The organism is Streptomyces sp. NPDC002851 (genome assembly GCF_053591935.1).
Genome location: NZ_JBSFUT010000032.1, coordinates 26,554 through 51,529, shown reverse-complemented (window position 1 = coordinate 51,529; position 24,976 = coordinate 26,554). Strand labels below are relative to the sequence as shown.

Sequence of the window (24,976 nt, the reverse complement as noted above, 5' to 3'; positions counted from 1 at the left end):
AGAAGCGGCCACCCTCGTGGGAATCGACCCGAAGTCCTGAAGCGGGATCCCCCTCAGGGTGGAGTGCTCGGGCCTGCCCCACCTCCTGAGGGTGGAGGAATCGGGGCAGGCCCCTGAAGGGGTACCCGTCCGGCTGGACCAGGGCCTGTCCGGAGAGGCCTAGGAGATGCGGGCCACCGGGGCGTGCATCAGGTTGCGGTCGAGGGCCAGGGTGTGTCCGCCGTGCTGTTCGCGGACGTTGCCCTCGTACTGGTGGATGCGGCGGCGCGGGTGCCAGGCCGTCGGGGCCAGGGTGGGCTCGTTGTAGAGGGACGGTTCGGTGCGCCAGCGCGCGAACCACATCACCGAGGGCAGGTCCTTCACTCCCTTCTTGCGGGCCTCCTCCATGTGCCGCACCCCGGCCTCGGCGCTGCTGTAGAAGCCCGGCAGATAGCCGTGCCGGCGCACCTCGCGGTTCCAGGCGCGGATGAAGGCGAGGGTCGTGGGCCCGCAGCCCTTCTGACGCCGGTCGTACGACTCCATGTCCAGGTAGAGCGGGCTGCCCGGCCCGATGCCGTACGCCTTCGCCCGGTCGACCGCGTCCCGGCCCTCGCGGCGGCCCTCCCTCGAGGGGTGGTCGCCCATGCGGACGTCCTGCTTGTCCTCCGCCGTCACGCAGGGGGACTGCGAGCCGACGTACGTGGGCAGAACGCCCCAGCCCATCTTCTCGACCTCGCGCAGCCAGGTCCGGCTGAGGTGCGGCTGCTTCCGGCAGTGCCTGCCGCGGCCCCCGTAGTAGACGGCCACCGCGCCGTACTCGGATGCGCGCCATCTGCGCATGGTGTCGAGGGACGGGGCTTTGCAGGTGTCGAAGGCCCAGCCGTGGAAGGTCCGGACCTCGGCCTCCGGTGGCGGCCCGGCCGGGGACGGTCCGGATGGTGAGGTTCCGGCCGGTGGTGCGGCGGTCGCAGGTGCCGCCATGAGCAGCGCGAGCGTGAGCACCACGAAGGGGATGAATTCGATGAAGGGACGTTTATGAGTCAGGCCGTTCATACGGCGATCAAGGCGCATAGGCCGAGTGAACGTGTCCGCCTTCCCTGTGCCACCGGGACACGCGCACGTCCCCCCGCCATTCAGCCGTCCGATCCCAGGATCAGCCCCGAAGTGGGCACCCCGGTACCCGCCGTAACCAGCACCCGGGCGGCGTCGGCGATCTGGTTCACGGCGCTGCCGCGCAGCTGCCGCACCCCCTCCGCGATGCCGTTCATGCCGTGCAGATACGCCTCGCCGAGCTGACCGCCATGAGTGTTGAGCGGCAGGCTCCGCTCCGCCACGAAGTCCGCGCCCTCGCCCGGCTTGCAGAAGCCGAACTCCTCCAGCTGCATCAGGACGAAGGGCGTGAAGTGGTCGTAGAGGATGCCGACATCGATCTCCCCGGGGGTGAGCCCGGAGTTCCGCCACAACTGCCGTGCCACCACGCTCATCTCCGGCAGGCCGGTCAGATCGTCCCGATGGATGCCTTTCTCGTACGTACCGGTCTCGTACACGCCGCCGGTCTCGTACACGCCGCTGCTCTCGTACACGCCCCCGGTCTCGTACACGCCGTTCCGGTAGAAGTCGTTCCGGTAGTAGCTGGTCATCTGTTCCTGGGCGCGGCCCGCGCCCTGCGCGGCGGCGGTGATCACGGCCGGTGGGTGCGGCAGCTCGCGGGCGCGCTCGACGCTGGTCACGACGAACGCCTGGCCGCCGTCCGTCTCCTGGCAGCAGTCGAGCAGCCGCAGGGGTTCGGCGATCCAGCGCGAGGCGGCGTGGTCCTCGAGGGTGATCGGCCGACCGTGGAAGTACGCCGCCGGGTTGGTCGCCGCGTACCTCCGGGCCACGACCGCGACCTGCCCGAACGCCTCCGTCCCCAGGCCGTACGCGTACAGATAGCGCTGGGCCGCCATCGCCACCCAGGACGCCGGGGTGAGCAGCCCGAACGGCAGGGCCCAGCCGAGCGCGGCGCCCTCGGCGGAGGGTTCGCGGTGCTGTACGCCGGAGCCGAAGCGGCGGCCGGAGCGCTCGTTGAACGCCCGGTAGCAGACGACGACTTCGGCCGCGCCCGTGGCCACCGCGAGGGCCGCCTGGTGCACGGTCGCGCAGGCCCCGCCGCCGCCGTAATGGATCCGCGAGAAGAAGGAGAGCTCACCGATGCCGGTCGCCTGCGCGACGGTGATCTCCGGGCTGGTGTCCATCGTGAAGGTCACCATGCCGTCGACGTCGGCGGGGGAGAGGCCCGCGTCGGCGAGCGCCGCCCGCACCGCCTCGGCGGCCAGGGTGAGCTCGCTGCGCCCGGAGTCCTTGGAGAACTCGGTGGCGCCGATGCCGACGATCGCCGCCCGGCCGCCGAGCCGGTCCGCGTTCCGTACGCTCACGTGCGCTTTCCTTCCGGGAGGACTTACGGGAGTACTTACGGCATGGCTTCCAGGAGAATTACGGGATGACTTCCGGGGTGACGACGGTGACCGTGCCGGTGACGTGGGTGCCGATGCCGTTGGAACCGGTGATCCTCACCTGCGCCGTGCCGCCCTCGACGGACGTGACGGTTCCGGTCAACACCATCGTGTCCCCCGGGTAGTTGGGGGCGCCGAGCCTGATCGCCACCTTGCGGAGCACCGCGTCCGGACCGAAGTGGTCGGTGACGTACCGGCCGACGAGCCCATTGGTCGTCAGGATGTTCATGAAGATGTCGGGGGAGCCTTTCGCCTTGGCGAGCTCCGCGTCGTGGTGCACATCCTGGAAGTCGCGGGACGCGACGGCACCGGCGACGATCAGCGTGCGGGTGATCGGGATGTCGAGCGGGGGAAGCTCGTCTCCGACCTTAGGTTCTCCCGCCTTCGCCCCTCCCGCCTTCGCCTCTCCGGACCTCATGCGGCACCCTCCTTCGCCAGGAACTCGCCCAGTTCCTCCAGGACTTCGGCCCCGCAGCCCAGATACGCGTCCAGCTGCCGCCCCCACAGAAAGTGCCGGTGCACGGGATGCTCGACGTCCGCGCCCAGGCCGCCGTGCAGATGCTGTCCGGTGTGCACCACGCGCTTGCCCGCCTCGGAGGCCCACCAGGCGGCGGTGAGCGCGGCCGCCGCACGGGCGAGCCCTTCGTCCCGGCGCCAGGCGGCCTCGTACGCCGTGACCCGGATCGCCTCGGTGTCCATGTACGCGTCGGCGCAGCGCAGCAGGACCGCCTGCTTGGCGGCGAGCGGCTTGCCGAACTGCTCGCGGGTTGCGGTGTGCTCGACGGCGCGGGCCAGGGATCCGGCACAGACCCCGGCCTGGAGTCCGGCGAAGGCGGTGCGCGCGTCGGCGAGGACGGCCGCGTACGCCTCGGGCCCGCCGAGCCGCTCGCCGGGAGCGCCGTCGAGGGTGAGCCTGCCGGCCGACCAGGGCGCCGTCAGCTCCACCGGCTCGACCTCGGCGTCCGCGGTACGGACCAGCCACAGGCTCCGGTCGGCCGCGGCCACCAGGACGTGGGTGGCGTCGCGGAGCCAGGGCACCCAGGGGACGGTGCCGGTGAGGCGGCCCGCCTCCTCGGTCGGCGAGGCCCCCGCACCGGTCACCCCGTGCGTGCTCCGCGACCGTGCCGACAGTGCCCCGGTCGCCACCGCCGAGCCGTCCAGGAACCCCGGAAGCAGCCGTTCCCGCTGCTCGGCCGAGCCGTGCGCGTCGACCGCGAGCACGCCGTACACACAGCTCGCCGCGAACGGCACCTGCGCCGTGGTCCGCCCCTGCTCCTCCAGGAGCAGTACGAGGCCGAGCAGGCCGATGTCCGGTACGGCGGCCGGGAGCCCGGCGGCGCAGAGGGCCTTCCACAGCTCGGCGTCGGTACCCGTACCAGCCGCCGCGTCGGTACCCGTACCGGCCGCCGCCAGCCGGTCGGGGGTCGACAGGTCACCGAAGATCCGGGCGGCGAGCTGCTGCGCGGTGGCCTGCTCCTCGGTGGGCGTGAAGTCCATCTCAGGCCACCGCCCCGTGCGTGGCGTCCGCGCGGAACACCGGAAGCTCCAACTCCGCGTCCGCCCGCAGGAATTCAAGCCGTACCGGCATCCCGATCCGCACCTCGTCGTGCGGCACCCCGACCACATTGCTGATCATCCGTACGCCCTCCGCGAGCTCGATCAGGCCGACCGCATACGGCGGGTCGAAAGCCGAAAACGGCGGATGGTGCATGACGACGTACGAATAGACCGTGCCCTCGCCGCTCGCCTCGACGGTCTCCCACTCCGGCGAGCCGCAGCCGTTGCACCCCGGCAGCCAGGGGAAGCGCGGCCGTCCGCACGCCGTGCAGCGCTGGATGAGCAGCCGGTGCTGCGCCACTCCGTCCCAGAACCCGGCGTTGTCCCGGTTGATCACGGGGCGGGGCCGCTTCGCCTCCTTCGGCCGTTTCGGTTTGGGGGCCGCGGCGGGCGTGTACTTGAGGATCCGGAAGCGATGCGTCCCGGCGAACTCACCGCCCGCCCACACGCTCATCCGAGTCGTCACGAAGTACCCGGTGCCGAGCTTCGTGGCCTTCCGCTCCGAGACCGACTCGATCACCGCATCGAAGGTGATCTCGTCCCCCGGCCGCAGCGACCGCAGATACTCCTGCTCGCAGTCGGTGGCGACCACCGAGGTGTACCCGGCGCCGTCGAGCAGCCCGAGCAGTTCGTCGTACGCCGCCGAACGCCCCCCGTGCCCGGAGAGCCCGCCCATCGTCCACGCCTGGAGCATGGTGGGCGGAGCGATGGCGTCCGGTCCCTGGTAGGCGGGGCTTGTGTCCCCCATCGCCTCGCACCAGTGCCGGATCATCGGCTCGTTGACCGGGTCCTTGCCGCGCCCCGCCTCGGCGGCGGCCCGCCCCTCGTACGCCTTGAGACGGACGTACAACTCATCGGCCTCGCTCCTGCGCTCCACGGTCACCTCATCGGGCTCGCTCCTGCGCTCGCTCCTGCCCTCCGCGGTCACCGTCGCACCCTCCTCATGCCGAGCCGCATCGTCGCGACGATCTCCCGCTGCACCTCGCTCACCCCGCCCCCGAAGGTGTTGATCTGCGCCGCCCGGTTCATCCGCTCCAGCTCGCCGTCCGCCCCGAACGCCCCCGGTGAGCCGCCCCGCACCAACCCCGCGTCCCCGACGACCTCCTGGCAGAGGCGGTACACCTCCACGGCCGACTCGGTGCCCAGGAACTTCACGCCGCTCGCGTCGCCGGGTGCCAGCGTCCCGGCCCCCACATCGCCGACGAGGCGCCAGTTGAGCAGCCGGGTCGCCGCGAGCCGGGCGTGGATCTCGGCGAGCCGGGCCCGCACCCAGGGCGCGTCGGCGGGCCGTTCGCCGGTCACCGGGTCGGGCGTACGGGCATGGGCGAGGGCGCTCGCGTAGCACTCCTCGGCCTGCATGCCGATGGCGGCGAGGGCCACCCGCTCGTGGTTGAGCTGGTTGGTGATCAGGCCCCAGCCGCCGTTCTCGTCGCCGACGAGGTTGCCCGCGGGTACCCGTATTCCGTCGTAGTACGTGGCGGTGGTGGTGAGGCCGCCCACGGTCTCGATCGGCGTCCAGGAGAACCCCGGGGCGTCCGTGGGCACCAGGATGATGGAGATGCCCTCGTGCTTGGGCACGTCGGGGTCGGTGCGGCAGGCGAGCCAGATCCAGTCGGCGTTCTGGGCGCCCGAGGTGAAGACCTTCTGCCCGTCGATCACCCAGCTGTCGCCGTCCCGCACCGCCCGGGTGCGCAGCGCCGCGAGGTCCGTACCGGCCTCCGGCTCGCTGTAGCCGATCGCGAAGACGAGCTCGCCGCTCAGGATGCGCGGCAGGAAGTACGCCTTCTGCTCCTCGGTGCCGAACTTCATCAGGGTCGGCCCCACGGTGTTCAGGGTCACCATGGAGACCGGCGCGCCCGCCCGGTACGCCTCGTCGAAGAACACGAACTGCTCGTCGGGCCCGCGCCCTTGACCGCCGTACTCGACCGGCCAGCCGAGCCCGAGCCGCCCGTCGGCACCGATCCGGCGCAGCAGGCGGCGCTGTTCGGCCGGGTCGCGGGACCCGCCATCGCCGACCGGGGACGTGTCATCACCGTCGGGGGACGTGACATCACCGTCGGGGGACGTGGCCATCAAGTCCCGGAAATACGCGCGGAGTTCGGCGCGCAGCCGCTGCTGGCGCCCGGTCGGTGCGAGGTGCACGGCGGCGGCCTCCCAGGACCTCGTACGAATCAGGGTTTCTGACTGTCCGTCAGATAAGCCTGTCGTGTCAAGGTCCCCGCCATCGGCATGCGGAGCGAGGACGGGGCGGCTTGCCCGGGCTCCCCGGCGAGCCCGCACAAAAGCCTGCGCGGCGGCACTCGACGTGCCGCCGCGCAGGCTGTCACCCACCCCTCGGACCCGGCCCCCGTACTCTCCCGGAGGCCGCCGGGCTCACCAGAGCTCGGTGAAGTTGACCTCGTAGGACTCGTCCGACTGGTCGACGTGGGTGAAGGCCGAGCCGTTGACCTGGGCATTGTTGTTCTCGTTCGAGGCACCGGCCCCGGTGGCCACCTGCTGGTTCGTGGCCGAGTTGCCCGCGTTGTCGTCGCCCACACCACTGCCGGTGATGGTGGCCACGCTCGCGTTCGAGCCGTCGTTCGCGAAGCCGCCGTTGTCAGCCTGAGCGACGCCGCTGAAGAGCGCGGCGGCGAGCGGAAGGGCGGCGGCCGCGGCGAGGACGCGGGCGGTACGGGTGCTTGCCATGTCAGTTTCCTCCAGAACCGGCTGCTGCCGGTAAGTACGGCTGGTGCGTCTAACTACGGCTTGTACCAAGGCAGTTGGCCGACCACCTCGGCGGCTGTTCGCGACGTCGCGAGATCAGATTTGCCCACCGAATCCCCGGCGAACCAGCCCGGACGACGCGTTTCCCTCGCAAGCGTGAGGAAAATTCAATAAACCCCCAGACCTGCCTCGAATCCCCGGCGAGCACCCACAACCCGGACCCCGACCACCGGTCCCCATGCGCCGCAAGAGGCGAAGCGTTCCGGCACGTTTTCGGCCAACCCCCGGCGCACCACCGCACAGCCGCGCCACCGCACCCCATGCCCCGAATACCCCCTTCCCTTCCTCGAACGTACGTACGAAAATAGAGGCATGCCCACCTCCGACCGGCACGCCAGCACGCTGGCCCTGGCACACGCTCTGTCCGCCGCGGAGCGCGGCCTCGCCGTCATCCCGCTGTCCCGCACGAAGCTCCCGGCCCTCCGCTCACCCCACCGACCGGAAACGGAAACGGAGCCGGGGCCCGCGCCGGGTCCCGCGGCGCCCTGCCGAGGCGAGTGCGGCCGCCCCGGGCACGGCGTGTACGACGCCACGACCGACCCGGCCCGCATCCGGGAACTCTTCGCCGCCGCCCCCTGGGCCACCGGCTACGGCATCGCCTGCGGGCTGCCCCCGTACCACCTGATCGGCATCGACCTGGACACCAAGACAGGCCCCGACTCCTCGGCGACCCTGCGCGAACTCGCGCTGCGCCACCTGTTCACGATCCCGGACACGGTGGTCGTGCTCACGCCCAGCGGCGGCCGCCACCTCTGGCTCTCCGGCCCGCCGGACGTCGTCGTCCCCAACTCCGCGAGCCGCCTCGCCCCCGGCATCGACATCCGCGGCGCGGGCGGCTACTTGGTCGGCCCGGGCTCCCGCACGGAACACGGCGTCTACAGCACGGCCCCGGGCACGGCCCACCTGCCCCCGGCCCGCTGCCCGAGCGCCCTCCTCCGCATCCTCGCGCCGACGCACCCGCGAACACCCCATGGCCCCCGAACAACCGAAGCGACCCAAGCAACCCAGGCACACCAAACACCCCAAACACCCCAGGAAACTCAAGGCGAGGGCCTCATCCACTTCGTCCTGGGCTCGCAGGTGGGCCAGCGCAACACCCGCCTCTTCTGGGCCGCTTGCCGCGCGTACGAGAACGGCATCGGCGACACCCTCGCCACTCCCCTCACGGACGCCGCCATCCGTACCGGCCTCACCGAACGCGAGGCCCGCACCACGATCGCCTCAGCGGCCCGCCTGACAGGAAGCCACGGCACACCCCGGCCCCGAACCCCCGAAGCCCCCTGAGAAACGACGCCCGCCGAGACAACGACGCCCGCTGAGACAACGACGAAGCCCCCGCCCGCGATTCTCCGCGGTGGGGGGCTTGGTTCACACGGTCATTGGTTCACACGGTCAGGGGGACAGGGTGGATCTCGTCGGCCTTGTGACCAGCGCGTTCGTGGACACGTTGGACCGCTTCGGCCGAGGGAGCCTCGGAGAGGCAGTACACCTCGCCGGACTGCGGGTCCGCCCAGGCCTTCTTGAAGTGAACGCCTTCTTCGTTCTCAACGGCGAGGTCGGCCTGGTGCGACTGCTTCAGCTGGTCGGCCGTGATGCCCTTCATCCCGTGGTGGACGTCCATGAACTCCGGCATGACGTCCCGCCTCCTTCCACATGAGCGTCCGGGGCGTTCAGAACTGCCAAGACCACTTGCCAGCTCCGTCCTCTCCATCGTGCGCCCGTACGACGACGACGGCGACATGAGTCCGGCCCCTGACCAAGTCACCAGGTCAGGGGCCGTTTCACGGGGCGGTGGGTGTGGGATTTGAACCCACGGTGACTCTCGCCACGACGGTTTTCAAGAGCGTCAAGCTGACAGTACATACGCCCTGGTCAGGAGCTACTTCGCCCCCAGTGGGGAAGCTGCTGGCCCACACATGGCCCATGGGCCCCGGAAATGCCCCCCCCTGCCGTCACCCCTTGCGAGGGGTCATCTGGTCGGGTGCGGCCGCGCAGCGGAACCCGGTGTCGTCGTCGTGCATCGTGTCGTTGGCGTCGTTGGGAACGGCAGGCGCTCCCCGGAACAAGGGGCTCGTGAAGGCGCTGCCCCGAAGTTCGTACCGCCCTGGCGTGGTCGGCGTTGCGAGCCATTCCCAGACGTTGCCCACCATGTCGTAGACACCGTAGGGGCTGACACCGCTGTGATACCGAGAGACGGACGTCGTGCGCTCTACGCCGGTCTCTCGGACATTGCACTTTGCGGCGGTCTTCTGGTCTCCCCACGGGAAGGTGCAGCCGGAGGTACCGCGCGCCGCCTTCTCCCACTGTTCGGCAGTCGGCAACGACTTCCCTGCCCACGTCGCGTACGCGTTCGCGTCTCGCCATGTCACGTGCACAACGGGGTGGTCGTACAGCTCACGCGGACATCGGCCGTTCTCCCAGTGCCCGGGTACGGGGTGCCGAGTGGCCGCGCAGAACCGCGCGTAGTCGGCGTTGGTCGTCGGGAAGGTGTCGATGTGGAACTCATCCACCCACACCGGTTCGTCGTCCTCCCCTGCCAGGAAGATCCCTTCCGGGACGTGCGCCATGAGTTTGCCGTCACCGGGATGCTTCACGTACTCGCCGCTGCTCGTCTGGTCTTCGTCGGGCTCGATGACCGCTTGAGTCGGGACGTCGTCCGCCGCGAGGATGCCGACGAATCGGCCCTGAGCGTCCTGGTCGGCCTTGGCGAGCAGAGTGTCCAAGGCGGCTTGGTTCACCATGCGCAGGCTGGCTTCCTCGCCGTCTGCCTCCCACCGGGAGACGATTCGATCGGACACCCCGAGCTTCTCCGCAAACTCCATGAGGCTCATGCGTACGGCTTCACGCAGGGCCTTTACTTCACGTCCGGTCCATTTCGTAACGAGTGGCATGGGCTACCTCTGTCGTGAGTCGCCGCCCTGGTGAGAGGCGGCGGCACGCGTCTACAGGCGCTCGCCGGGAATGCCGACGTAGGCCTCACGCAGCGCTGCGAGCACGGGGTGGTCCTGCGGGAACTGCACGTCGTCAAGCGCGCTGACGGAGCGCACGCCGACTGTCGTGTTCGTGGCGAATGCGGCGGCCATGGTCGGGACGTCGGAGCGTCGCACCGGGGCAGTTACCTGCTTGGGAGCATCAAGGCCCTGAAGCAGGAGCATCGTCGTGCCGGGGAGCACGGGCGCGTCGGGCCAGATGACCGTCCCGTCCTGGTCGACGAAGCCGAGGTTCCACGTACCGCCCTCAGAGATACGACCGTCCGGCTCGACGAACACAGCGTCGTCGAATCCGGCGAGTTGGGCGTCACGGCGAAGCCGGAGCTGCGGGTGCAGCCCGATGTGCTTCACCTTCGCGTTGTCGCGGGTGAAGGTGAAGGTCTTGGCCGTGAGGGGCGGCGCCGGCATGGCGCCCGCGGGCCGAAGGGTCACCAGGATGTGAGGGTCTTTGGCTTCGCTGGGGCGCCCCATGTCGAGCGCAGGGTCGAAAACGGTGACGCGGAGGCCTGTGACTCCGGTGACGCCGTCGACCGCCTTGCGGATGTAGTTCAGTGTCCGCTCTCGGTCCAACTCGACACCGAAGACGATGCGGCAGTCCCGCACCAAGCGGTCCAGGTGGAGCGATAGGCCACGGACGGTGCCGTTCTCCACCCGCATTGATGTGAAGTGCCCGTAGTTCGTGAGGGCGAGTGCCTGGAGGTCGTCGAGGGTGACGGGTTTCCCGTTGAGTTCGGCCATGCAGCCAGTCTTACAGCCCTTCAGGCTGCGCCAACACCCTTTCCAGAGCTGAAAGTTCGGATTAGTTCGGTGCAAGGGCGGCGGGAGTACGTACTCACGGCGCGCTCGCCGGGACACGCTAAGGGCATGACGACGAACGCACCGCGAGAGACGCTAAGCGCCAGGCTCCCCCTTGATGGAGCGCACGGTCGCCTCAAGCTCCTTGACGCGCTCGGAGAGACCGGCCAGTTCGGTCGAGACGCGCGCCACCTCGGCTTGCAGGTCGATCAGGCGTTGAGCCGACTCGCGGGGCTTCGGCTCACCATCGGCAGGGTCGCGGACATAGGTACCGCTCCCTGGGAAGCCCTCCACCAGTCCTTCGTCCCCGAGCTGGGTGTAGGCCTTCTGCACGGTCATCAGGCCTACGCCGAGCTTCCCGGCATAGCCCCTGGCACCGGGGAGGCGATCCCCAGGGCCGTACGTTCCGGCGGCGATCTCCGCTCGGAAGTGTGCGGCGATTTCGCGGGCGTTGGGCTTCCTCTTCGGCTGTGAGTCCACCCCGAAAGCGTACTTGACCTAGGTCGCTCGGAACTCGGGCTCGCGAGCCCTTGACGACCCACAAGCGACCTAGGTAGCTTTCACATCAACGGCAAGCGACCTAGGTCGCTTCGCCTAGAAAGTTGCTTGACCTGCGCAAACGCCCGGAGGGCCCCGTGAAACGGGCGCTCGATGGAAGCGGTCGTTTCTTGACAACTGCATCGCGTGATCCACCACCGCAGTACTGGCTGTGACCACACCGGCCGGGGTGAGTGGAGATCCGTCGCGAGGTGCCATTACCGCTGGTGGTGGCAGTCGACACGTGCGAGGACCCCGCAGGGCTTATTGCTGCGGGAGAGCGCGGAGGGTCGACAGCCTCGCGACGTTAAAGAACGACGTGGCACACCTTCGACGCTGCGAAGACCGCCCGGGATGAAGGTCTCCCCGGGATGGAGCAGCGCCACGTCAACGAGGCCACCGCAACCTGCGTTGCTCAGACGCCCCTGACGGCCACGGCCGGGCGGGGGCGGTGAGGGGTGGCAGGAAGCCCCACCACGAAGTGCACCGCCCGAAGTTGCAGCTTCGGGCGGTGCGTACAGGCACCTGATTGGGAGGCACCTGTGATCACCAGTCTGACAGATGCAGAGCGGGCTGAGCTGGAGCGGAGGGTGGCTGAGGCGAACAAGCAGAGCGAGGACAACGCCCATGCGCGGGGCGGCCGTTGATGGCCGACACCGAGCACGAGAAGGCCAAGCCGCCGCTGCCTGTCCGCCCGCCGCGCCCGCATCCGCATGCGGCGTAGCCGGACGTCGAACTACCACCCCCGAGTGTCCCGTCACCCCGCCGCTCGACGGGTGACGGGACACGCACCATTCACCGCCATTTCACCGCGTCAGGAGGACGCTCATGTTCGGTCGTAAGGCTGCCGAGAAGCTCGACGACGCTGCCAAGGCTCTTCACAGGGTCGGCGGCAAGGCAGGCGATTCAGTCGCCAACACGGTGATCGCGCCGCTTCGCCGCCAGATCGACACGGGCTGCACCCGTTGCGCCCGTGGCAAGTGCAAGCGCCACTGACGGTCCTCGAACCCCCAGGGCCCTTCTTGCCGTAGCGGTGAGCGCTGCGGCCGGTTGCCTCCTCCGCCCGTCCGACCCCTCCGGTCGCACGGGCGGGGTTGAGGGGAGCCGGGATAGTCCTGGTCCACGTTGCAGAGGAGGCCCTGATGGGCTGGAGCAAGCCTGCGGACCGTGTGGAAGCCGCCGTCAAGTCCGTTCTGGACCGCGGCGGCAGCAAGGAAGAGGCGCTGGCGGCGGGGAAGGCAGAGGCCTCCCTGTACACCACGGCCGAACTGAAGTCGGGCACGGCGTCGCTGCGTCACGACCTGGAGTGGGGATCCCGCCGCAAGCGGTAACCCGGGCGGGACCTCAACGCCCTGCACTCATCTCGCTTTCAACGGCGTGCGCCCCCGGAGCGGCTACTCCGGGGGCGCTGTAGGGCCGTTGCCACCTGCTAGGGAGAACACGACCCATGAAGGACATCGCTGCACGTCAGACGGTCGTTACCGTCGACCTGATCGACCGCGACCCGACGGACGCGGAGCTGGACGCGATCGAGCGGGAGATGCCGGTCATCCTGGCCGGTGTCGACTTGCTGGACGCGCAGATCGTCACCCTGGACCGCGCGCCCGCGGAGCTGGATGAGCGGCGCATCCGCCGTGCCCGGCGCCGGGTGCTCGCCGCCCGCCGCAAGCTGATCAACCAGGCGATCGCGGGTGTTCGGATGGGTGGTGCGGCATGAGCGCCACCGAATCGCCTTTGAAGGCCGCGCACGCCGAAGTGAAGGCGGAGATCGCGCGGACGGACACGAAGACGGCTCTGTTGCTGGCGTTCGTCGGTGCGGTGCTCGTCGGCGCCTGGACGGTCGCCCGTGACCTGCCGATGAACCTGCCCGCCTATGTGGTGGGCGGGCTCGGTATGGCGGTGCTGGCCGCGGCGGCTGGTCTGCTGCTGCGGTCGGTGCGGCCGAACCTGCGTGGTCGGCACGGGTTCCCGCTCTGGGCCACCCTCACGGCGGAGGAGATCACCGACGCCGTATACGGCCAGGATCGGGCCGCCGACATCGCCGGACTGTCCCGGCTCGCGGTGGCCAAGTTCACCTGCCTGCGCCGCGCGGTCGACCTGACCTGTGTCGGTGGGGCGCTGCTCGTCCTTGCCGCCCTGCTCGCAGTGGGGGGCACGGCATGAACACCAAGACCGTTCTGCCCGCCGTCGCGATGACGGCGGTGTCCATGGTGCTCACCCTGGCCGTGGTCGTGATGTGGCTGGGCACGGCCGTGCCGTGGCTGGTCGCTGTGGTGGTCGGTCTCGGGATCGACGGCGGGTGGCTGGCCACCCTCGCCTACGAGCGCCGCCTGGCCGCCCAGGGCGACCACAGCCGTGTGGTAACCGGCGTGGGCTGGTGCTTCGGCCTGGTCGCGACCGGTGTCCTGGTCGCCCACGCGCTCGTCGCTGAAGAGTCTGCGGGGGCGTGGCTGGCCGTGGCCTGGCTGCCGCTTGCGGCCAAGGCGCTGTGGCTGGTGCACGCGCTGTGGGAGCGCACCGCGCTCACCCCCGTGGCGCTGGATGCGATCCAGGGCATCCAGCAGGAAGCCCGCGACCAGGCGGCCGTGGCCCGTGCCCGGCTCCGGGCTGAGGCCGCCACCGAGGCGACCCGGCTGACGGCCGTGACGGGGGCCGGGGCCCACGTCGCACGCGTTAAGGCGAAGACCGCCCGAACCCTCGCGGGGGCGTGGTCGACGCTGGAGACGGCGCGGCAGGGCGAGGGCACCGGCAGGGCGCTGACCAGCGTGACGACCCCCGTCACGCCCGGCGTCGCACCCCGTTGGGAGCTCCCGGTCTGGGGCCCCTCGGAGCCGATCCCCGCGCCGAAGACGGCGGCCGAGCCTCCATCGATCGACCCCACGCCCGCTGAGACGAATGCGCAGGAATCGACCGAGACCAAGAGGAAACGGTCTACCTCTGACCTGCCGGAATCGACTCCGGCGCAGGTGGTGCTGGAGCGGGTACAGGTACCCGATCCGGTGCCGGTCGACTTCCTGAAGCCGACCCTGCTGTTCAAGCCTGCCCCGGCGATCGAGTCGACCCCCGTCGAGCCGATCGAGCACCCCGTTGTGGCGGCGGAATCGACCCGGCCGCGCCGGGCCACCGGCCGAGTCCCGGACGTGGCCAAGCCGCCCCGGCCCAAGCGCACCTGGGAGCAACTGCTCGATGAGGCGCGGCAGGTGACGGCCGATTGGCCGGACAACAAGCTGACCGGCGAGGGCATCCGCCGCGAGGTGCACACCTCCCCGGCCAACGCCCGCGTGCTGCGCGACACCCTCAAGTCCGAGCGCGCCCAGCGGGCCGCCGATGATGCTGAGGCGGTGGCCTGATGCCCGCCGCATACAGCAAGTGCTACGACCCGATCGGCGCCCGCTACGGCATCCCCACTTACCCATGGCGCCTTGCCCCGGACGGCTACGCCACACGTCGCCAGTTACGGGCCCGTGGGCTGCGGCCGGGCGGTCAGCCCGTCGCAGCCCAGCTCATGCGGCGCTCGCGCCGCCGCAAGGCCGGATGCTCGGTGGCCTACCTCTACCGGATCGACCGCGCGAAGCCGGTACGGCCGATGACTTCGCGCAAGTGGGGTGCGCTCGCGCTGGCGATGCTCGCCCGCCAAACGTGCCCGAAGTGCCGGATCACCTACGGCTACTGCCTGCCGACCTCGCTCGGCATGTGCCTGCTGTGCCACGACAGCGCCCAGAACGCCACTTCCACCCGCACCAACGACGCGTCCCTGAGGAGGGGCTGACTATGAGCGAGACCATGACGACTCAGGCGGTCGCATACCACTGGATCATGAGCCTGCAGACCGAGGACGGCCGTCAGGCGACCACAGATGGGACGCTCCCGATCAGCGAGGGTGTGCACACCCGCGAGCAGGCGTACGCCGCCGTGTATGCCCAGGTGAAGCAGCACTTCGGACTGACGGACGTGGGCGCCACGGTTCTGTTCTTCTCGATCGACCGCGACGTGCTGGGCACCGGGGGTGGTCGGTGATGGGCAAGCCCAACACCCGTCGGCCGCCAAGAAGTCCTGGGGATGGTGCTGACCATGCCGTTCAAGGCCCCGCACTCACGCCCGGCCGCCCGCTTTCAGCACGCGGCCGGGCCCAATCTTCCCGACCCGCGAGGAGCCACCCCATGTCACGCGAACAGTCCGCCGTCGAAGCTGCCGCCGAGGCCGTGCTCGGGCACGGCGGCCCGGAATGCCGCACCGACCCGCACACCGTCCTGGACGCCATCGGCGCGGCCCTCAAAGCAGGTTCCACCCACGACGACATCGCAGCCGAGCTGCGCCGCCAGCGCGGCGAGAACTGAAGGAGACCGGCATGACCGCCACGACCAGCACCACGTTCGAACAGCTCATCCACCGCCACACGGACCTGCTCGCCACCATGCTCGACAAGGGCGACCTCGGTGAAATGACCGCCGCAGAGTTCATCGACCACGTCGACTCAGCCGTCCACCTCCTTGCCCAGAGCGGGATCTGGGCCAGCGACCGCGAGGAGATGGAGGCCGCTCACCTCTACCTGTCCAACGCCTACCAGCTCGCCGACGACGACCCGGCCAAGACCGTCCTCCTCGGCAAGGCCGACGGCTACCTGAACGGCTTCGACGAGACCGACTGGATCTGCTGACCCACACGGGCCCGGCCGCCACCTTCCACAGCACGCGGCCGGGCCCCTTCCCTCCCGAGAGAAGGACACCCCAGTGAAGCATCCTGACGACGACGAACTGTTCAACCGACTCGAAGCAGAGATGGCCGCCGACTCCCAGCCCGACTCGGGCGGCGAGGTAGTCGACCTCGACAAGGCCCGATCCGCCCGCACCGGGTCGGCCGACTCGACACCACGCGAGTCGGCCGACCTGGACGATGACGAGTCGGCCGACTCCGCCAGGCCGACTCCGGTCGACCCGCCGACCCTCACGGGCACCGGAGTGACGGTGGAGAAGCGCCGCCCGATCCTGCCGTCCTGGCTCACCAACCAGCGCGACTTCGTCGCGACGACCTCGCTGGCGGTGAACCGGGGCTGGTACGCGACTCGGTTCCACGGTCTGCGGATCATCACGGGCGTCTATGCGCTGCGGCTCGCCTCGCACGCGCCGCGAGGCACGGCCCGGTTCCTGAAGTCCACGAACGCGTGGGTGTGGGACAAGGAGGCTGCTCCGCTGCGGGCCGCGGCGGTCCGCGATGAGGACGCCGGGGAGTACATGGTGCTCTCCCGCCAGCGGGACCGTCGGGTGAGGCTGCGCGCTCTGGTCGCCACGATCGCGACCGTGTTCGGCCTGTCCCTGGCCCTTGCCCTGTATGTGCTGGCCCCGATGTGGCTGACGCTGCTCGGCTCGCTGACCGTCCTCGTGCTCGGGTATGCGGGTCAGCACGAGGATCACCCGGTCATCGGCCCGGCCGTCCGCCTCAGCGAGGTACCGAAGCTGACGGGCCTGGTCGTGCTGCGGGCGCTGGACAACATCGGCAACGCGAAGCTGACCGCCGCCATCAAGAAGGGCGGCGACATGAACGGCATGCGCTTCACCTCCGAGATCACCCGCGACGGGCCCGGATACCGCGCTGACCTGGACCTTCCCTGGGGTGTCACTCCGGAGGACATCATGGAGGCCCGTAAGCCGCTCGCCTCCGGTCTGCGGCGCAAGGTCGGCTGTGTGTGGCCGTCGGCCGATGCCTCGGAGCACGAGGGCCGCCTGATCCTGTGGGTGGGCGACAAGCCCATGAACGAGACCACCAAGCCCGCCTGGCCGCTACTGAAGTCCGGGCAGGTGGACCTGTTCAAGCCGGTCGTGTTCGGCAACGACCAGCGCATGCGGGACGTGTCCGTCACGCTCATGTTCGCCTCGGTCGTGGTCGGCTCCATCCCACGCATGGGCAAGACGTTCCTGATGCGGCTGCTCCTGCTCATCGCCGCACTCGACCCGCGCGCCGAGATCCACGCCTTCGACTTCAAGGGCACCGGCGACTTCGGCGCCCTGGAGCCGGTCTGCCACCGCTACCGGGCCGGTGAAGAGGACGAGGACATCCTCTACGTCCTCGAATCGCTGCGGGAACTAAAGACGGAGCTACGCAGGCGGGCGAAGGTCATCAAGACCTTGCCGCGCTCGCGCTGCCCGGAGTCGAAGGTGACCCCGGAGCTGGCGAACGACAAGAGCCTCCGCCTGCACCCGATCGTCGTCGGGCTGGACGAGTGCCAGAAGGGCTTCGAGCACGACAAGTACGGGGCGGAGATCGAGGAGATCTGCACCGACATCGCCAAGCGCGGTCCGGCCCTGGGCATCATCGGCATGTTCGCCACCCAGCGCCCGGACGCCAAGTCGCTGCCCCCGGGCATCTCCGCCAACGCCGTGCTGCGGTTCTGCCTGAAGGTCATGGGCCACACCGCCAACGACATGGTCCTCAGCACCGGCGCCTACAAGGCCGGATACCGGGCCACCATGTTCTCCCGCTCCGACCTCGGCATCTGCTGGATGGCCGGTGAGGGAGACGACCCGCGCATCGTCGCCAGCGCGTTCGTGGACGCCGTCGGCGCCGAGCAGGTCGTGGCCCGCGCCCGCACCATGCGCGAGGCCTACGGCAACGTCACCGGCCACGCCCTGGGCGAAGCACCCGCCGCGTCGGCCGGTCTCGACCTGCTCGCCGATGTCCGCTCGGTCGTCACGGTCGACGAGGACAAGGTCTGGTGCGAGCGGATCGCTCAGCGCCTGGCCGACCTGCGGCCCGAGGTCTACGGCGAGTGGAAGGGCGAGAACGTCACCAGCGCCCTCAAGCCCCACGGCGTCAAGACCACCCAGGTGTGGGGCACCACCGACGACGGCGAGGGCGCCAACCGGCGCGGAATCCACCGCGCCCACCTCCTCAAAGCGATTGCGGAGCGTGACGAAAAGCGGGCCGCTGGCTGACGAACACGGCTGCTAGACCTAGCACCCCCCGCTGCTAGGTCTAGCAGCCCCGCTAGCGCCTCATCTTGCCGTTGATCAGCGAACTAGCGTCTAGCGGCCCACCTGCGAAAACCCCAGATCCCGCCCCGAGAGGCACTCTCATGACCCTCCCCGTCCTTGCTAGCACCTGCCTACTCGCCGTCACAGTCTGTTACATCGTGGTGTGTGCGGTCAGCCCGTTCGGGAACTGCCGCAAGTGTCACGGCGTCGGCCGTAAAGCCCGCATCACCCGCCGCGGCAGGCTCAAGGTCGGCAAGGTGTGCCGCCGCTGCCGCGGCGAGGGACGCCGCATACGCGTCGGCTGGTGGCTGTTCAACCGCACCCGCCGCCTCCACCACGAGGGCACCCGCTGATGCCCCGCCTGCGGCCCCTGCTCTTCCTCATCGCGCTCGGAGTCGCCATCGGCTCCTGCCACCGCGACCCCGCCCCCGCGCCGCACGACCGCCTCCACCACCCCAACTCACGTCAGGAGACGCCGTCATGGCGCTGACCAACAAGGACCCGCACAACGCCCGCGAGATGGCCCGCGTGCTCTACCTCTCCGCCAAGGCGCTGCGCCGCCAGTCCCGCGGCAAGCCCATCGAGGCCGTTGAGAACGAGATCGACCGCATACGCGAGAAGGCCCAGGCCCGCGAGGACGCCCGCGCCCGCAACCGCCGCCGCTGACACGGCCACCGGCCCCGAAAGGAGAACCACTGATGAGTCTCACGCTCTCGCTCGTGCTGATCCTCGGCATCGCCGCCGTGGTCCTGATCAGGTTCCGGGCCGTCGGCATCGGCGCCGCCGTGCTCCTCGTGCTGTTCGGCTTCTACCTCGCCGACACCGACGCCCGCACCACCATCAACGACCTCGTTGCGGGCGCCCTCAGCGTCATCCGCAGCATCGACAGCTAGGAGGGATCCGGTCGTGAACGAACCCCTCATCGCCCGGCACTGGCTCGCCCTCGCAGCGCCCAAAGCAGGCCCCGCCCTGGCCACCTCCACCGTGCTCATCCTCGGGCGGATCTGGAACGCCAACGGCGCCGAACACAGCGTCGGCGACGCCGTGCTGATGGGCACCCTCGCCGCCAGCTGCGCCGCGGCCGGGCTGGTGTGCGCCAGCCGACTCGGCAACACCACCGCCACCGTCACCGCCTTCACCGCATCCGCCGCCCTCGCCCTCGCCGGCGTCGCCGGATACGCCGACGGCCTCTCCCTGCCGCTGCTGCTGTGGGCCATCGCCACCGGCATCGGCTACGGCCTCGCCGCCCGCCTCTGGCGCCACGAGCGCAAGGAACAGACTGTCCACGACCGGCACGTGGCCGTACGCCGCGAGGAACAAGCCCACGTCGAACGCGTCGAAGCCATCCGCGCCGGGGCCCAGATCGAGACCGCCCGCGCCGGGGCCGCCTACGCCGAACAACTCGCCACCGCCCTGCTCACCCGCGCCACTCTGCCCGGCTACGACCCCCAGGCCCTCGCCGACGCGGGCCTGCCCCAACTCCCCGTCATGCACACCGACAAGGAGCACTGAGACATGTTCGAGATCCGCGTCATCTGCGAACCCAAGGACGCCGTCCGCATCGGCAACGCCCTGAAGGGCGCGTTCCGTACCGGCCTGGTGCGCAGTTACCCGTCCCGCACCCCGGGCCAGCAGCGCCTGTACGTCCGCGCCGACCACCTCCCCGCCCCGGCCGCCTGGCCCACGCCCGAGGAGGCCTACGCGAAGGCGCCGAGCATCGCCAGCGAAATCGGCTGGGTCGCCAAGACCGCCGCCGACAAGCCCCTGAGCGGCACGCTGGGGCGCGACTTCTGGCTCCGTAAGGCGGCTGTCCTCGACCGCATCGCCCTTGACGATGCAGAGGCCGGGATCCACGGGGACGCGACCGAGGTCGCTGCCAAAGCGGCCGAACGGCTGCTGGCGATGGACCGCGACGACGAGATCTGGGGCGGCGGATACATCAGCGAAGGCCCGAACCTACCCGTCCACGCCGCCGCTGAGGCCAACCCGCGCGCCTACGTCCGCCAGGAATACGCCCAGTGGGCCAAGTACCACTAACGACGCCAAGGGCGGCCCCCTCTCGCCAAAGAACCGGGGCCGCCCTTGCTCGCCAGCATCCGTCCAAGGAACTGGAGACATCCAGCATGACCCAACCTGCCGACATCCGGCGAGAGCACAGCCGCAGTGACGGCCTGAACGAGCACCAGCGCACCGCCCTGGACCTCGCCGCATCCGGCTTCCCGGTCCTGCCGCTGCGGGCCGGGAAAGTGCCGTTCGGCAACTGCCGGGCCTGCGCCAAGAACGCGTGCGGCGGCCGACCGAACATGAAGCAGGCCGGGCCCTGTCACTGCCCGGCTCCCTGCCACGCCTGGGCCGCCGCCACCACGGACCCGGACATCATCAACTCGGGTATGTGGAGGCGTGCGTGGATGCAGGCCACTGCGGTCGCCTACCACCCCGGTGGAGCCAGGCTCACCGTCGTGGACCTGGACAACGCCGACGCGGTCACCTGGGCCCATGAGCACCTGCCCTCGACACGGACGGTGGCCACCACGCGCGGGCAGCACTGGATCTACCGGGGCACCATGCGCTCCGTGAACGCCATGCGCCCTGGCGTGGACATCAAGTCCCGTATGTCCTATGCGCGTTGGCTCGGGCCCGGCACCGGCACCATCACGGCATTGCCTGCGGTCGTCCGCGCGCTGGCCGTGAAGAAGCCCACGGTCTGGCCTGCACCGCACGCCATCACCGCGCCTGCATTGGCCGGGGGCGGGCAGTGCCCTCACCGCACGCCCGCCTACCTGGAGCGTGGCATCGCCATGGCGGAGCAGCGCATCACCGAGGCTCCCAGCGCGATCCACAACACCGTCTACAGCACATTCTTGGCTGTGCTGTCCGCTCACGGCCGGTGCGGCTGTCTCACGGACGCTCACGTCACGCGGCTGTTCACCGCCGCGCAGGCCAAGGGCGAATCGCCTCGGCACTGCACCGACGCGTGGACCAACGCCCGCACCCGGTTGGGACTGTAGCCATGTCCGACGACGACAAGACTCCGGCCCGCGAAGTCATCGCCGACTACGCAGGGCAGCACTTCCGATACTTCCGTACCGCCGACGGCACCGTGTACGCGCAGAAGAACGGCCACCCCATCGCCCGGCCGATCCGCTCCCAGGGCACTGCGGGCAGCCACCGGCAGGAACTCATGGTCGGCCTGTTCAACGACGGGCACGGCGCATTCAACGGGACCGCCCTCAAGGAGGCGTTGGACTTGATCGAAGCACTCGCGATGAGCGAGGACGTACAGCCCGTCCACATCCGCGTCGCGCCCGGATTCGACGGCGCCACCTGGCTCGACCTCGGCCGCAACGACGGCCAGTCGGTCCGCATCCATCCCACCGGATGGGACATCGCCGTCCCCGACCCGCAGGAGGTGCGCTGGCGGCGCACCCAGCTCACCGGCGAACTCCCCCTGCCCGCCAAGGACACCAACGGCAAGGGCATCGACCTCCTGCTCAGGCTCTGCAACTTCGCCAACGCCGAGACCGAATGCCTGGCCGTCGCCTGGCTCATCGGCTGCCTCGCGCCGTCCGTGCCCGTCCCCGCCCCCTTCCTCACCGGCCCCCAGGGCGCGGGCAAGTCCACCGGAGGACGCATGCTCGTGCGGATCATCGAGGGCATGAGCGGCGACCTGCGCCGCGCCCCGAAGGACGAGGAGAACCTGATCGCGGCCGTGGCGGCCGGATGGGTCACCGCCCTGGACAACCTCTCTCACCTGGCCCCGGACCTCTCCGACGCCATGTGCTGCATCGTCACCGGGGCCGAGACCGTCAAACGCGCTCTGTACACCGACGGCGACGTGGTCCGGGCCCGCTACCGCCGCCCCCTGCTCATGACCGGCATCGACGTGGGCGTCATCCGGCCCGACCTTGCCGAACGGCTCCTGCCGCTCCGCCTGGAGCGTCCCCGTACCCGGCGTACCGAGGCCGAACTGTGGGCCGAGTACGAGGAGGTCCTGCCCGTCGTTCTCGGCTCGCTCCTCGATCTGACCGTCAAGGTCCGCGCGGCGGAGGCCGACATCCCCACGGATCTCCGCATGGCCGACTTCGCCCACCTGTGCGCACAGCTCGATGCGGCCACGGGGTTCGGCGCGCTCGGCGCGTACCGGAGAAGCCTGGACGACCTCAATGACGACGTCATCGAGGGCGACCTGCTCGCGCAGACCGTCCTGAAGCACGCCGCCGACCTCGAAGCGGGCGCCGAGCAGCGGATGACCTCCGCCGAATGGCTCCACTGCCTCACCCGCCTCTACAGCGGCGAGGACTGCCGTCCCCTGCCCAAGGGCTGGCCCACCACAGGCAAGGTCCTCTCCGACCGTCTCAAGCGGCTTCAGCCGACGCTTGCCGCTCGTGGCGTCCTCATCGACTGGGGCCGCACCAGCGCGGCCCGCTACATCGAGATGAGCCGACCGTCGGCACCGCCCCCACAGGAGCAGGAGCAAGTGTTCTGACCTGCGGCATCACCGCCGTCCTGGACAAGCAAGAAGAGCACCCGGCGCCCGACGTGCTCTTCTTGCTGTTCGGCGGCTTGCCGCCGCTCGATGGTCGCGCCGCGAATGCGGCTCCTTCTTCACGTCTTAAGCCGCACCGCACCACAACAGACACCCCTCTCTTGTCCGAAGAGAAGAACGCTGCGTCACCGCGTCACCCGAGGGCGGGAAACGGCCCGTGACCTGCCGCAACAGCGGTGACGCAGGCGGGCGCTGGCTGCGTCACCCCGCGTCACCCGCGTCACCGATGACAGAGACCTCCGTCATCGGTGACACAGTCTCGCCCTCTCTGCGTCACTCAAAACCACAGGTCAGAGGCGTAACTGACGCAGGTGACGCGGTGACGCAGAATTCCGCACCTCGGACACACGCGGGCTCCCGAGAGGCCCCGAAACCGACAGCGATGTGACTCCAACTTCCCCGCCACTCCCGACGCTTCCCCGAGGAGCCACGGAATGTCTCGCCAACCCATGCTCAAGCTCCCCGAAGTCCTCGAAGAGATCGGCATGAGCCGCGCCGCGTTCTACCGGATGCGTGCGCGCGGTCACGCTCCACGTCTACGAAAGCTCCCCAACGGCCAAGTCCGGGTCAGTAGGGCGGACTTGGACGCCTGGTGGGAGCGCTGCGAGCAACGCGCCGCCTGAACCCAACCACCTCAACGGGGCCCGCGCTCAGCGCGGGCCCCTCGTTGTTCTGTCTGGAGAGACATGCTCACGTACGACGTCGACTTCTGGTCCATCCGCAAGCGCGCTGGCCGACCGAAGCCCTGGGAACTGCGTTGGCGAGTCGGCGAGCGTTCCCACTCCCGGAGCTTCAAGCTCAAGACGCAGGCGGAGGGGCGTCAGTCGCAGTTGATGGCCGCTCTGCGCGGGCACCAGCAATTCGACGAGGAAACGGGCCTTCCCGTGTCCGAGCTCAGAGATCGCACGTCCCCTTCCTGGTACGAGCACGCCACCGAGTACGTACTCATGAAGTGGCCGCGAGCCGCTGCCAAGCACCGGGCGAGCATCGCGGAATCGCTCGCCGTCGTGACCCCTGCGCTGGTCACCAGCAAGCGGGGCGCACCCGGTGCGGCAGTGCTGCGTGCAGCCCTGTATCAGTGGGCATTCCGGGCTGTCCGCGACCCCGAAGGGGCCTGGGTGTCGCGCCACACCGTAGAGGAGCCGCCCGCCGACATCCGCGCCGCCCTGGAGTGGATTGCGACCCGCTCCATAAAGGTCAAGGACTTGGAAGACCCTGCGCTTCTACGTCCCGCCCTAGAGGCTCTGTCGCTCCGTCTGGATGGGCGCAAAGCCGCCGAGAACACGACCAGGCGCAAGCGCATGGTGCTGAGCAACGTGCTCCGCTACACGGTCGAGGAGAAAGGGCTCCTCACCGCGAATCCGCTGCCCCGCGTGGACTGGACGCCACCCGAGAGCGACGACGAGATTGATTTCCGGTATGTACCGGGCCCGAGCAAAGCGCGCGCCTTGCTCGGAGCCGTCCGCGACTCCGGACCGCGCGGCAAGCACCTGCACGCGTTCTTCGGGTGCCTCTACTATGCCGCCATGCGGCCCGGCGAGATCGTCGCACTCAAGGAATCGGACTGCACCTTGCCGCCTAACTCATCGGACTCCGTCAAGGAGTGGGGTGAGCTACTGCTTGGGGAGAGCCGCCCAGAAGTCGGCGGCGGTTGGACGGACGAGGGCACGTCGTATGAGCAGCGCGGACTCAAGCGCCGTAAGCGCGGCGCGACGCGTACCGTGCCCATCCCGCCCGTTCTCGTTCATCTGCTACGAGAGCACATCGCCCGCTACGGCACGGCCGACGATGGCCGTCTGTTCCGGGCCGCGCGGGGTGGACGCGTGCCATCCACGGAGTACTGCGACATCTGGGAGAGCGCGCGAAAGGCCGTGCTCACCCCCCGCGAGGTCAAATCGGCGCTCGCAGCAGTTCCGTACTCCCTGCGGCACGCGGGCGTTTCGCTCTGGATCAAGTCGGGCGTAGACCCTGCGGAGGTCGCCGCCCGAGCCGGTCACAGCATCGCCGTGCTGTACCGCTTCTACGCGAAGATCCTGAAGGGCGGCCAGCAGCACTCCAACAACCTCATCGCCCGTGCGCTCGACGAGGAAGATCAGCCCTGACTCTGGCCCACAGATGGCCCATACGTACTGGTCAGGACTGGGATACGGGCGAGAAAGGGTGAGACAGCCCGAACGCGAAAGGGGTGCTCCGGTGACCGGGGCACCCCTTCTGACCAGCACCTAAGCTGACCTGCATGCGGTGGGTGTGGGATTTGAACCCACGGTGACTCGCGCCACGACGGTTTTCAAGACCGTTCCCTTAGGCCGCTCGGGCAACCCACCCTTGCCCCACCCACCTGCGGCGGAG

Annotated in this window: 32 protein-coding genes and 1 tRNA gene; 21 read left to right on the top strand and 12 right to left on the bottom strand. The window is 69.7% G+C overall.

The features are described from left to right. Positions 1-159: 159 nt before the first annotated feature. The 7 genes from ACWD10_RS28315 to ACWD10_RS28285 all read right to left on the bottom strand — a co-directional run bounded on the left by ACWD10_RS28315 (position 160) and on the right by ACWD10_RS28285 (position 6,713). On the bottom strand, positions 160-1,032 hold the full coding sequence (locus tag ACWD10_RS28315; RefSeq protein ID WP_451095901.1) for a DUF1906 domain-containing protein: 873 nt from the start codon (positions 1,030-1,032) through the stop codon (positions 160-162). Between the two features lie 80 nt (positions 1,033-1,112). Beyond that, a complete protein-coding gene (locus tag ACWD10_RS28310; RefSeq protein ID WP_451095899.1) occupies positions 1,113-2,393 on the bottom strand; it encodes a lipid-transfer protein in 1,281 nt (426 codons plus the stop codon). A gap of 58 nt (positions 2,394-2,451) precedes the next feature. Further along, the gene (locus ACWD10_RS28305) at positions 2,452-2,889 is read right to left on the bottom strand and encodes a MaoC family dehydratase (RefSeq protein ID WP_451095897.1); all 438 of its coding nucleotides are present in this window, start codon (positions 2,887-2,889) and stop codon (positions 2,452-2,454) included. Next, positions 2,886-3,968: an acyl-CoA dehydrogenase family protein gene (locus tag ACWD10_RS28300; RefSeq protein ID WP_451095895.1), complete on the bottom strand. Its 1,083-nt coding sequence runs from the start codon at positions 3,966-3,968 to the stop codon at positions 2,886-2,888. The genes ACWD10_RS28305 and ACWD10_RS28300 overlap by 4 nt, the downstream gene beginning before the upstream one ends. A 1-nt stretch (position 3,969) precedes the next feature. Next, the gene (locus ACWD10_RS28295) at positions 3,970-4,905 is read right to left on the bottom strand and encodes a bifunctional MaoC family dehydratase N-terminal/OB-fold nucleic acid binding domain-containing protein (RefSeq protein ID WP_451095990.1); all 936 of its coding nucleotides are present in this window, start codon (positions 4,903-4,905) and stop codon (positions 3,970-3,972) included. Between the two features lie 47 nt (positions 4,906-4,952). Beyond that, a complete protein-coding gene (locus ACWD10_RS28290) occupies positions 4,953-6,170 on the bottom strand; it encodes an acyl-CoA dehydrogenase family protein (RefSeq protein ID WP_451095893.1) in 1,218 nt (405 codons plus the stop codon). A 231-nt stretch (positions 6,171-6,401) separates the two neighbouring features. Further along, positions 6,402-6,713 carry a hypothetical protein gene (locus ACWD10_RS28285; protein ID WP_451095891.1) on the bottom strand — a complete coding sequence of 104 codons (312 nt, stop codon included), beginning with the start codon at positions 6,711-6,713 and terminating at the stop codon, positions 6,402-6,404. 390 nt (positions 6,714-7,103) lie between these two features. On the opposite strand from ACWD10_RS28285, the gene ACWD10_RS28280 reads away from it, so the two are divergent. After that, the gene (locus ACWD10_RS28280; RefSeq protein WP_451095889.1) at positions 7,104-8,075 is read left to right on the top strand and encodes a bifunctional DNA primase/polymerase; all 972 of its coding nucleotides are present in this window, start codon (positions 7,104-7,106) and stop codon (positions 8,073-8,075) included. A 100-nt stretch (positions 8,076-8,175) separates the two neighbouring features. On the opposite strand, the gene ACWD10_RS28275 is transcribed toward ACWD10_RS28280, so the two are convergent. The 4 genes from ACWD10_RS28275 to ACWD10_RS28260 all read right to left on the bottom strand — a co-directional run bounded on the left by ACWD10_RS28275 (position 8,176) and on the right by ACWD10_RS28260 (position 11,056). Beyond that, positions 8,176-8,424 (bottom strand): SCO4226 family nickel-binding protein, encoded by a 249-nt coding sequence (locus ACWD10_RS28275; RefSeq protein WP_451095887.1) that lies wholly within the window; start codon positions 8,422-8,424, stop codon positions 8,176-8,178. A gap of 319 nt (positions 8,425-8,743) precedes the next feature. Beyond that, positions 8,744-9,682: an SUMF1/EgtB/PvdO family nonheme iron enzyme gene (locus tag ACWD10_RS28270; protein WP_451095885.1), complete on the bottom strand. Its 939-nt coding sequence runs from the start codon at positions 9,680-9,682 to the stop codon at positions 8,744-8,746. Positions 9,683-9,733: 51 nt separating this feature from the next. Continuing rightward, positions 9,734-10,519 (bottom strand): aminotransferase class IV family protein, encoded by a 786-nt coding sequence (locus ACWD10_RS28265; RefSeq protein ID WP_451095883.1) that lies wholly within the window; start codon positions 10,517-10,519, stop codon positions 9,734-9,736. A gap of 153 nt (positions 10,520-10,672) precedes the next feature. Continuing rightward, positions 10,673-11,056 carry a GntR family transcriptional regulator gene (locus tag ACWD10_RS28260; protein ID WP_451095881.1) on the bottom strand — a complete coding sequence of 128 codons (384 nt, stop codon included), beginning with the start codon at positions 11,054-11,056 and terminating at the stop codon, positions 10,673-10,675. An 885-nt stretch (positions 11,057-11,941) separates the two neighbouring features. On the opposite strand from ACWD10_RS28260, the gene ACWD10_RS28255 reads away from it, so the two are divergent. The 20 genes from ACWD10_RS28255 to ACWD10_RS28160 all read left to right on the top strand — a co-directional run bounded on the left by ACWD10_RS28255 (position 11,942) and on the right by ACWD10_RS28160 (position 24,729). Then, on the top strand, positions 11,942-12,109 hold the full coding sequence (locus ACWD10_RS28255) for a hypothetical protein (protein WP_451095879.1): 168 nt from the start codon (positions 11,942-11,944) through the stop codon (positions 12,107-12,109). Between the two features lie 146 nt (positions 12,110-12,255). Further along, positions 12,256-12,444: a hypothetical protein gene (locus ACWD10_RS28250; RefSeq protein WP_451095877.1), complete on the top strand. Its 189-nt coding sequence runs from the start codon at positions 12,256-12,258 to the stop codon at positions 12,442-12,444. Positions 12,445-12,560: 116 nt separating this feature from the next. Beyond that, positions 12,561-12,830 (top strand): DUF6284 family protein, encoded by a 270-nt coding sequence (locus tag ACWD10_RS28245; RefSeq protein ID WP_451095875.1) that lies wholly within the window; start codon positions 12,561-12,563, stop codon positions 12,828-12,830. After that, positions 12,827-13,276 (top strand): Pycsar system effector family protein, encoded by a 450-nt coding sequence (locus ACWD10_RS28240; RefSeq protein WP_451095873.1) that lies wholly within the window; start codon positions 12,827-12,829, stop codon positions 13,274-13,276. Before ACWD10_RS28245 ends, ACWD10_RS28240 begins: the two co-directional genes overlap by 4 nt. After that, on the top strand, positions 13,273-14,463 hold the full coding sequence (locus tag ACWD10_RS28235) for a hypothetical protein (RefSeq protein ID WP_451095871.1): 1,191 nt from the start codon (positions 13,273-13,275) through the stop codon (positions 14,461-14,463). The genes ACWD10_RS28240 and ACWD10_RS28235 overlap by 4 nt, the downstream gene beginning before the upstream one ends. Beyond that, positions 14,463-14,882, top strand: coding sequence for an RRQRL motif-containing zinc-binding protein (locus ACWD10_RS28230; RefSeq protein ID WP_451095869.1), 420 nt, complete (start codon positions 14,463-14,465; stop codon positions 14,880-14,882). Before ACWD10_RS28235 ends, ACWD10_RS28230 begins: the two co-directional genes overlap by 1 nt. Positions 14,883-14,884: 2 nt before the next feature. Next, the gene (locus tag ACWD10_RS28225; protein WP_451095867.1) at positions 14,885-15,130 is read left to right on the top strand and encodes a hypothetical protein; all 246 of its coding nucleotides are present in this window, start codon (positions 14,885-14,887) and stop codon (positions 15,128-15,130) included. A gap of 143 nt (positions 15,131-15,273) precedes the next feature. Further along, a complete protein-coding gene (locus tag ACWD10_RS28220; RefSeq protein WP_451095865.1) occupies positions 15,274-15,450 on the top strand; it encodes a hypothetical protein in 177 nt (58 codons plus the stop codon). A gap of 11 nt (positions 15,451-15,461) precedes the next feature. Continuing rightward, entirely contained in the window at positions 15,462-15,770 is a 309-nt protein-coding gene (locus tag ACWD10_RS28215) for a hypothetical protein (RefSeq protein WP_451095863.1), read from the top strand. Between the two features lie 73 nt (positions 15,771-15,843). After that, complete coding sequence (locus tag ACWD10_RS28210; RefSeq protein ID WP_451095861.1) at positions 15,844-18,042, top strand: cell division protein FtsK; 2,199 nt, start codon at positions 15,844-15,846, stop codon at positions 18,040-18,042. 140 nt (positions 18,043-18,182) lie between these two features. Beyond that, positions 18,183-18,434: a hypothetical protein gene (locus tag ACWD10_RS28205; protein ID WP_451095859.1), complete on the top strand. Its 252-nt coding sequence runs from the start codon at positions 18,183-18,185 to the stop codon at positions 18,432-18,434. Then, complete coding sequence (locus ACWD10_RS28200; RefSeq protein ID WP_451095857.1) at positions 18,434-18,571, top strand: hypothetical protein; 138 nt, start codon at positions 18,434-18,436, stop codon at positions 18,569-18,571. Before ACWD10_RS28205 ends, ACWD10_RS28200 begins: the two co-directional genes overlap by 1 nt. Beyond that, positions 18,562-18,747, top strand: coding sequence for a hypothetical protein (locus ACWD10_RS28195; protein WP_451095855.1), 186 nt, complete (start codon positions 18,562-18,564; stop codon positions 18,745-18,747). Before ACWD10_RS28200 ends, ACWD10_RS28195 begins: the two co-directional genes overlap by 10 nt. Positions 18,748-18,779: 32 nt before the next feature. Beyond that, positions 18,780-18,974 (top strand): hypothetical protein, encoded by a 195-nt coding sequence (locus tag ACWD10_RS28190; RefSeq protein ID WP_451095853.1) that lies wholly within the window; start codon positions 18,780-18,782, stop codon positions 18,972-18,974. Positions 18,975-18,987: 13 nt separating this feature from the next. Then, positions 18,988-19,593, top strand: a complete 606-nt coding sequence (locus ACWD10_RS28185) for a hypothetical protein (RefSeq protein WP_451095851.1) — start codon at positions 18,988-18,990, stop codon at positions 19,591-19,593. Between the two features lie 3 nt (positions 19,594-19,596). Beyond that, entirely contained in the window at positions 19,597-20,118 is a 522-nt protein-coding gene (locus tag ACWD10_RS28180) for a hypothetical protein (protein WP_451095849.1), read from the top strand. Positions 20,119-20,204: 86 nt separating this feature from the next. Then, entirely contained in the window at positions 20,205-21,089 is an 885-nt protein-coding gene (locus ACWD10_RS28175) for a bifunctional DNA primase/polymerase (protein WP_451095847.1), read from the top strand. A gap of 2 nt (positions 21,090-21,091) precedes the next feature. After that, positions 21,092-22,567 carry an ATP-binding protein gene (locus ACWD10_RS28170; RefSeq protein ID WP_451095845.1) on the top strand — a complete coding sequence of 492 codons (1,476 nt, stop codon included), beginning with the start codon at positions 21,092-21,094 and terminating at the stop codon, positions 22,565-22,567. Between the two features lie 494 nt (positions 22,568-23,061). Further along, on the top strand, positions 23,062-23,250 hold the full coding sequence (locus ACWD10_RS28165; RefSeq protein WP_451095843.1) for a helix-turn-helix transcriptional regulator: 189 nt from the start codon (positions 23,062-23,064) through the stop codon (positions 23,248-23,250). Between the two features lie 63 nt (positions 23,251-23,313). After that, a complete protein-coding gene (locus ACWD10_RS28160; protein ID WP_451095841.1) occupies positions 23,314-24,729 on the top strand; it encodes a tyrosine-type recombinase/integrase in 1,416 nt (471 codons plus the stop codon). Positions 24,730-24,866: 137 nt separating this feature from the next. Here ACWD10_RS28160 and ACWD10_RS28155 read toward each other — a convergent pair. Continuing rightward, positions 24,867-24,951, bottom strand: a tRNA-Ser gene (locus tag ACWD10_RS28155). Between the last annotated feature and the right edge of the window lie 25 nt (positions 24,952-24,976).

Bases quoted from the DNA above. Each gene is read 5' to 3' on its own strand.
- ACWD10_RS28170 (WP_451095845.1), top strand. From the start codon at position 21,092: ATGTCCGACGACGACAAGACTCCGGCCCGCGAAGTCATCGCCGACTAC.
- ACWD10_RS28160 (WP_451095841.1), top strand. From the start codon at position 23,314: ATGCTCACGTACGACGTCGACTTCTGGTCCATCCGCAAGCGCGCTGGC.
- ACWD10_RS28305 (WP_451095897.1), bottom strand. From the start codon at position 2,889: ATGAGGTCCGGAGAGGCGAAGGCGGGAGGGGCGAAGGCGGGAGAACCT.
- ACWD10_RS28220 (WP_451095865.1), top strand. From the start codon at position 15,274: ATGTCACGCGAACAGTCCGCCGTCGAAGCTGCCGCCGAGGCCGTGCTC.
- ACWD10_RS28265 (WP_451095883.1), bottom strand. From the start codon at position 10,519: ATGGCCGAACTCAACGGGAAACCCGTCACCCTCGACGACCTCCAGGCA.
- ACWD10_RS28215 (WP_451095863.1), top strand. From the start codon at position 15,462: ATGACCGCCACGACCAGCACCACGTTCGAACAGCTCATCCACCGCCAC.
- ACWD10_RS28205 (WP_451095859.1), top strand. From the start codon at position 18,183: ATGACCCTCCCCGTCCTTGCTAGCACCTGCCTACTCGCCGTCACAGTC.
- ACWD10_RS28230 (WP_451095869.1), top strand. From the start codon at position 14,463: ATGCCCGCCGCATACAGCAAGTGCTACGACCCGATCGGCGCCCGCTAC.
- ACWD10_RS28240 (WP_451095873.1), top strand. From the start codon at position 12,827: ATGAGCGCCACCGAATCGCCTTTGAAGGCCGCGCACGCCGAAGTGAAG.
- ACWD10_RS28200 (WP_451095857.1), top strand. From the start codon at position 18,434: ATGCCCCGCCTGCGGCCCCTGCTCTTCCTCATCGCGCTCGGAGTCGCC.
- ACWD10_RS28235 (WP_451095871.1), top strand. From the start codon at position 13,273: ATGAACACCAAGACCGTTCTGCCCGCCGTCGCGATGACGGCGGTGTCC.
- ACWD10_RS28300 (WP_451095895.1), bottom strand. From the start codon at position 3,968: ATGGACTTCACGCCCACCGAGGAGCAGGCCACCGCGCAGCAGCTCGCC.
- ACWD10_RS28180 (WP_451095849.1), top strand. From the start codon at position 19,597: ATGTTCGAGATCCGCGTCATCTGCGAACCCAAGGACGCCGTCCGCATC.
- ACWD10_RS28195 (WP_451095855.1), top strand. From the start codon at position 18,562: ATGGCGCTGACCAACAAGGACCCGCACAACGCCCGCGAGATGGCCCGC.
- ACWD10_RS28275 (WP_451095887.1), bottom strand. From the start codon at position 8,424: ATGCCGGAGTTCATGGACGTCCACCACGGGATGAAGGGCATCACGGCC.
- ACWD10_RS28175 (WP_451095847.1), top strand. From the start codon at position 20,205: ATGACCCAACCTGCCGACATCCGGCGAGAGCACAGCCGCAGTGACGGC.
- ACWD10_RS28165 (WP_451095843.1), top strand. From the start codon at position 23,062: ATGTCTCGCCAACCCATGCTCAAGCTCCCCGAAGTCCTCGAAGAGATC.
- ACWD10_RS28280 (WP_451095889.1), top strand. From the start codon at position 7,104: ATGCCCACCTCCGACCGGCACGCCAGCACGCTGGCCCTGGCACACGCT.
- ACWD10_RS28225 (WP_451095867.1), top strand. From the start codon at position 14,885: ATGAGCGAGACCATGACGACTCAGGCGGTCGCATACCACTGGATCATG.
- ACWD10_RS28250 (WP_451095877.1), top strand. From the start codon at position 12,256: ATGGGCTGGAGCAAGCCTGCGGACCGTGTGGAAGCCGCCGTCAAGTCC.
- ACWD10_RS28245 (WP_451095875.1), top strand. From the start codon at position 12,561: ATGAAGGACATCGCTGCACGTCAGACGGTCGTTACCGTCGACCTGATC.
- ACWD10_RS28285 (WP_451095891.1), bottom strand. From the start codon at position 6,713: ATGGCAAGCACCCGTACCGCCCGCGTCCTCGCCGCGGCCGCCGCCCTT.
- ACWD10_RS28270 (WP_451095885.1), bottom strand. From the start codon at position 9,682: ATGCCACTCGTTACGAAATGGACCGGACGTGAAGTAAAGGCCCTGCGT.
- ACWD10_RS28255 (WP_451095879.1), top strand. From the start codon at position 11,942: ATGTTCGGTCGTAAGGCTGCCGAGAAGCTCGACGACGCTGCCAAGGCT.
- ACWD10_RS28190 (WP_451095853.1), top strand. From the start codon at position 18,780: ATGAGTCTCACGCTCTCGCTCGTGCTGATCCTCGGCATCGCCGCCGTG.
- ACWD10_RS28315 (WP_451095901.1), bottom strand. From the start codon at position 1,032: ATGAACGGCCTGACTCATAAACGTCCCTTCATCGAATTCATCCCCTTC.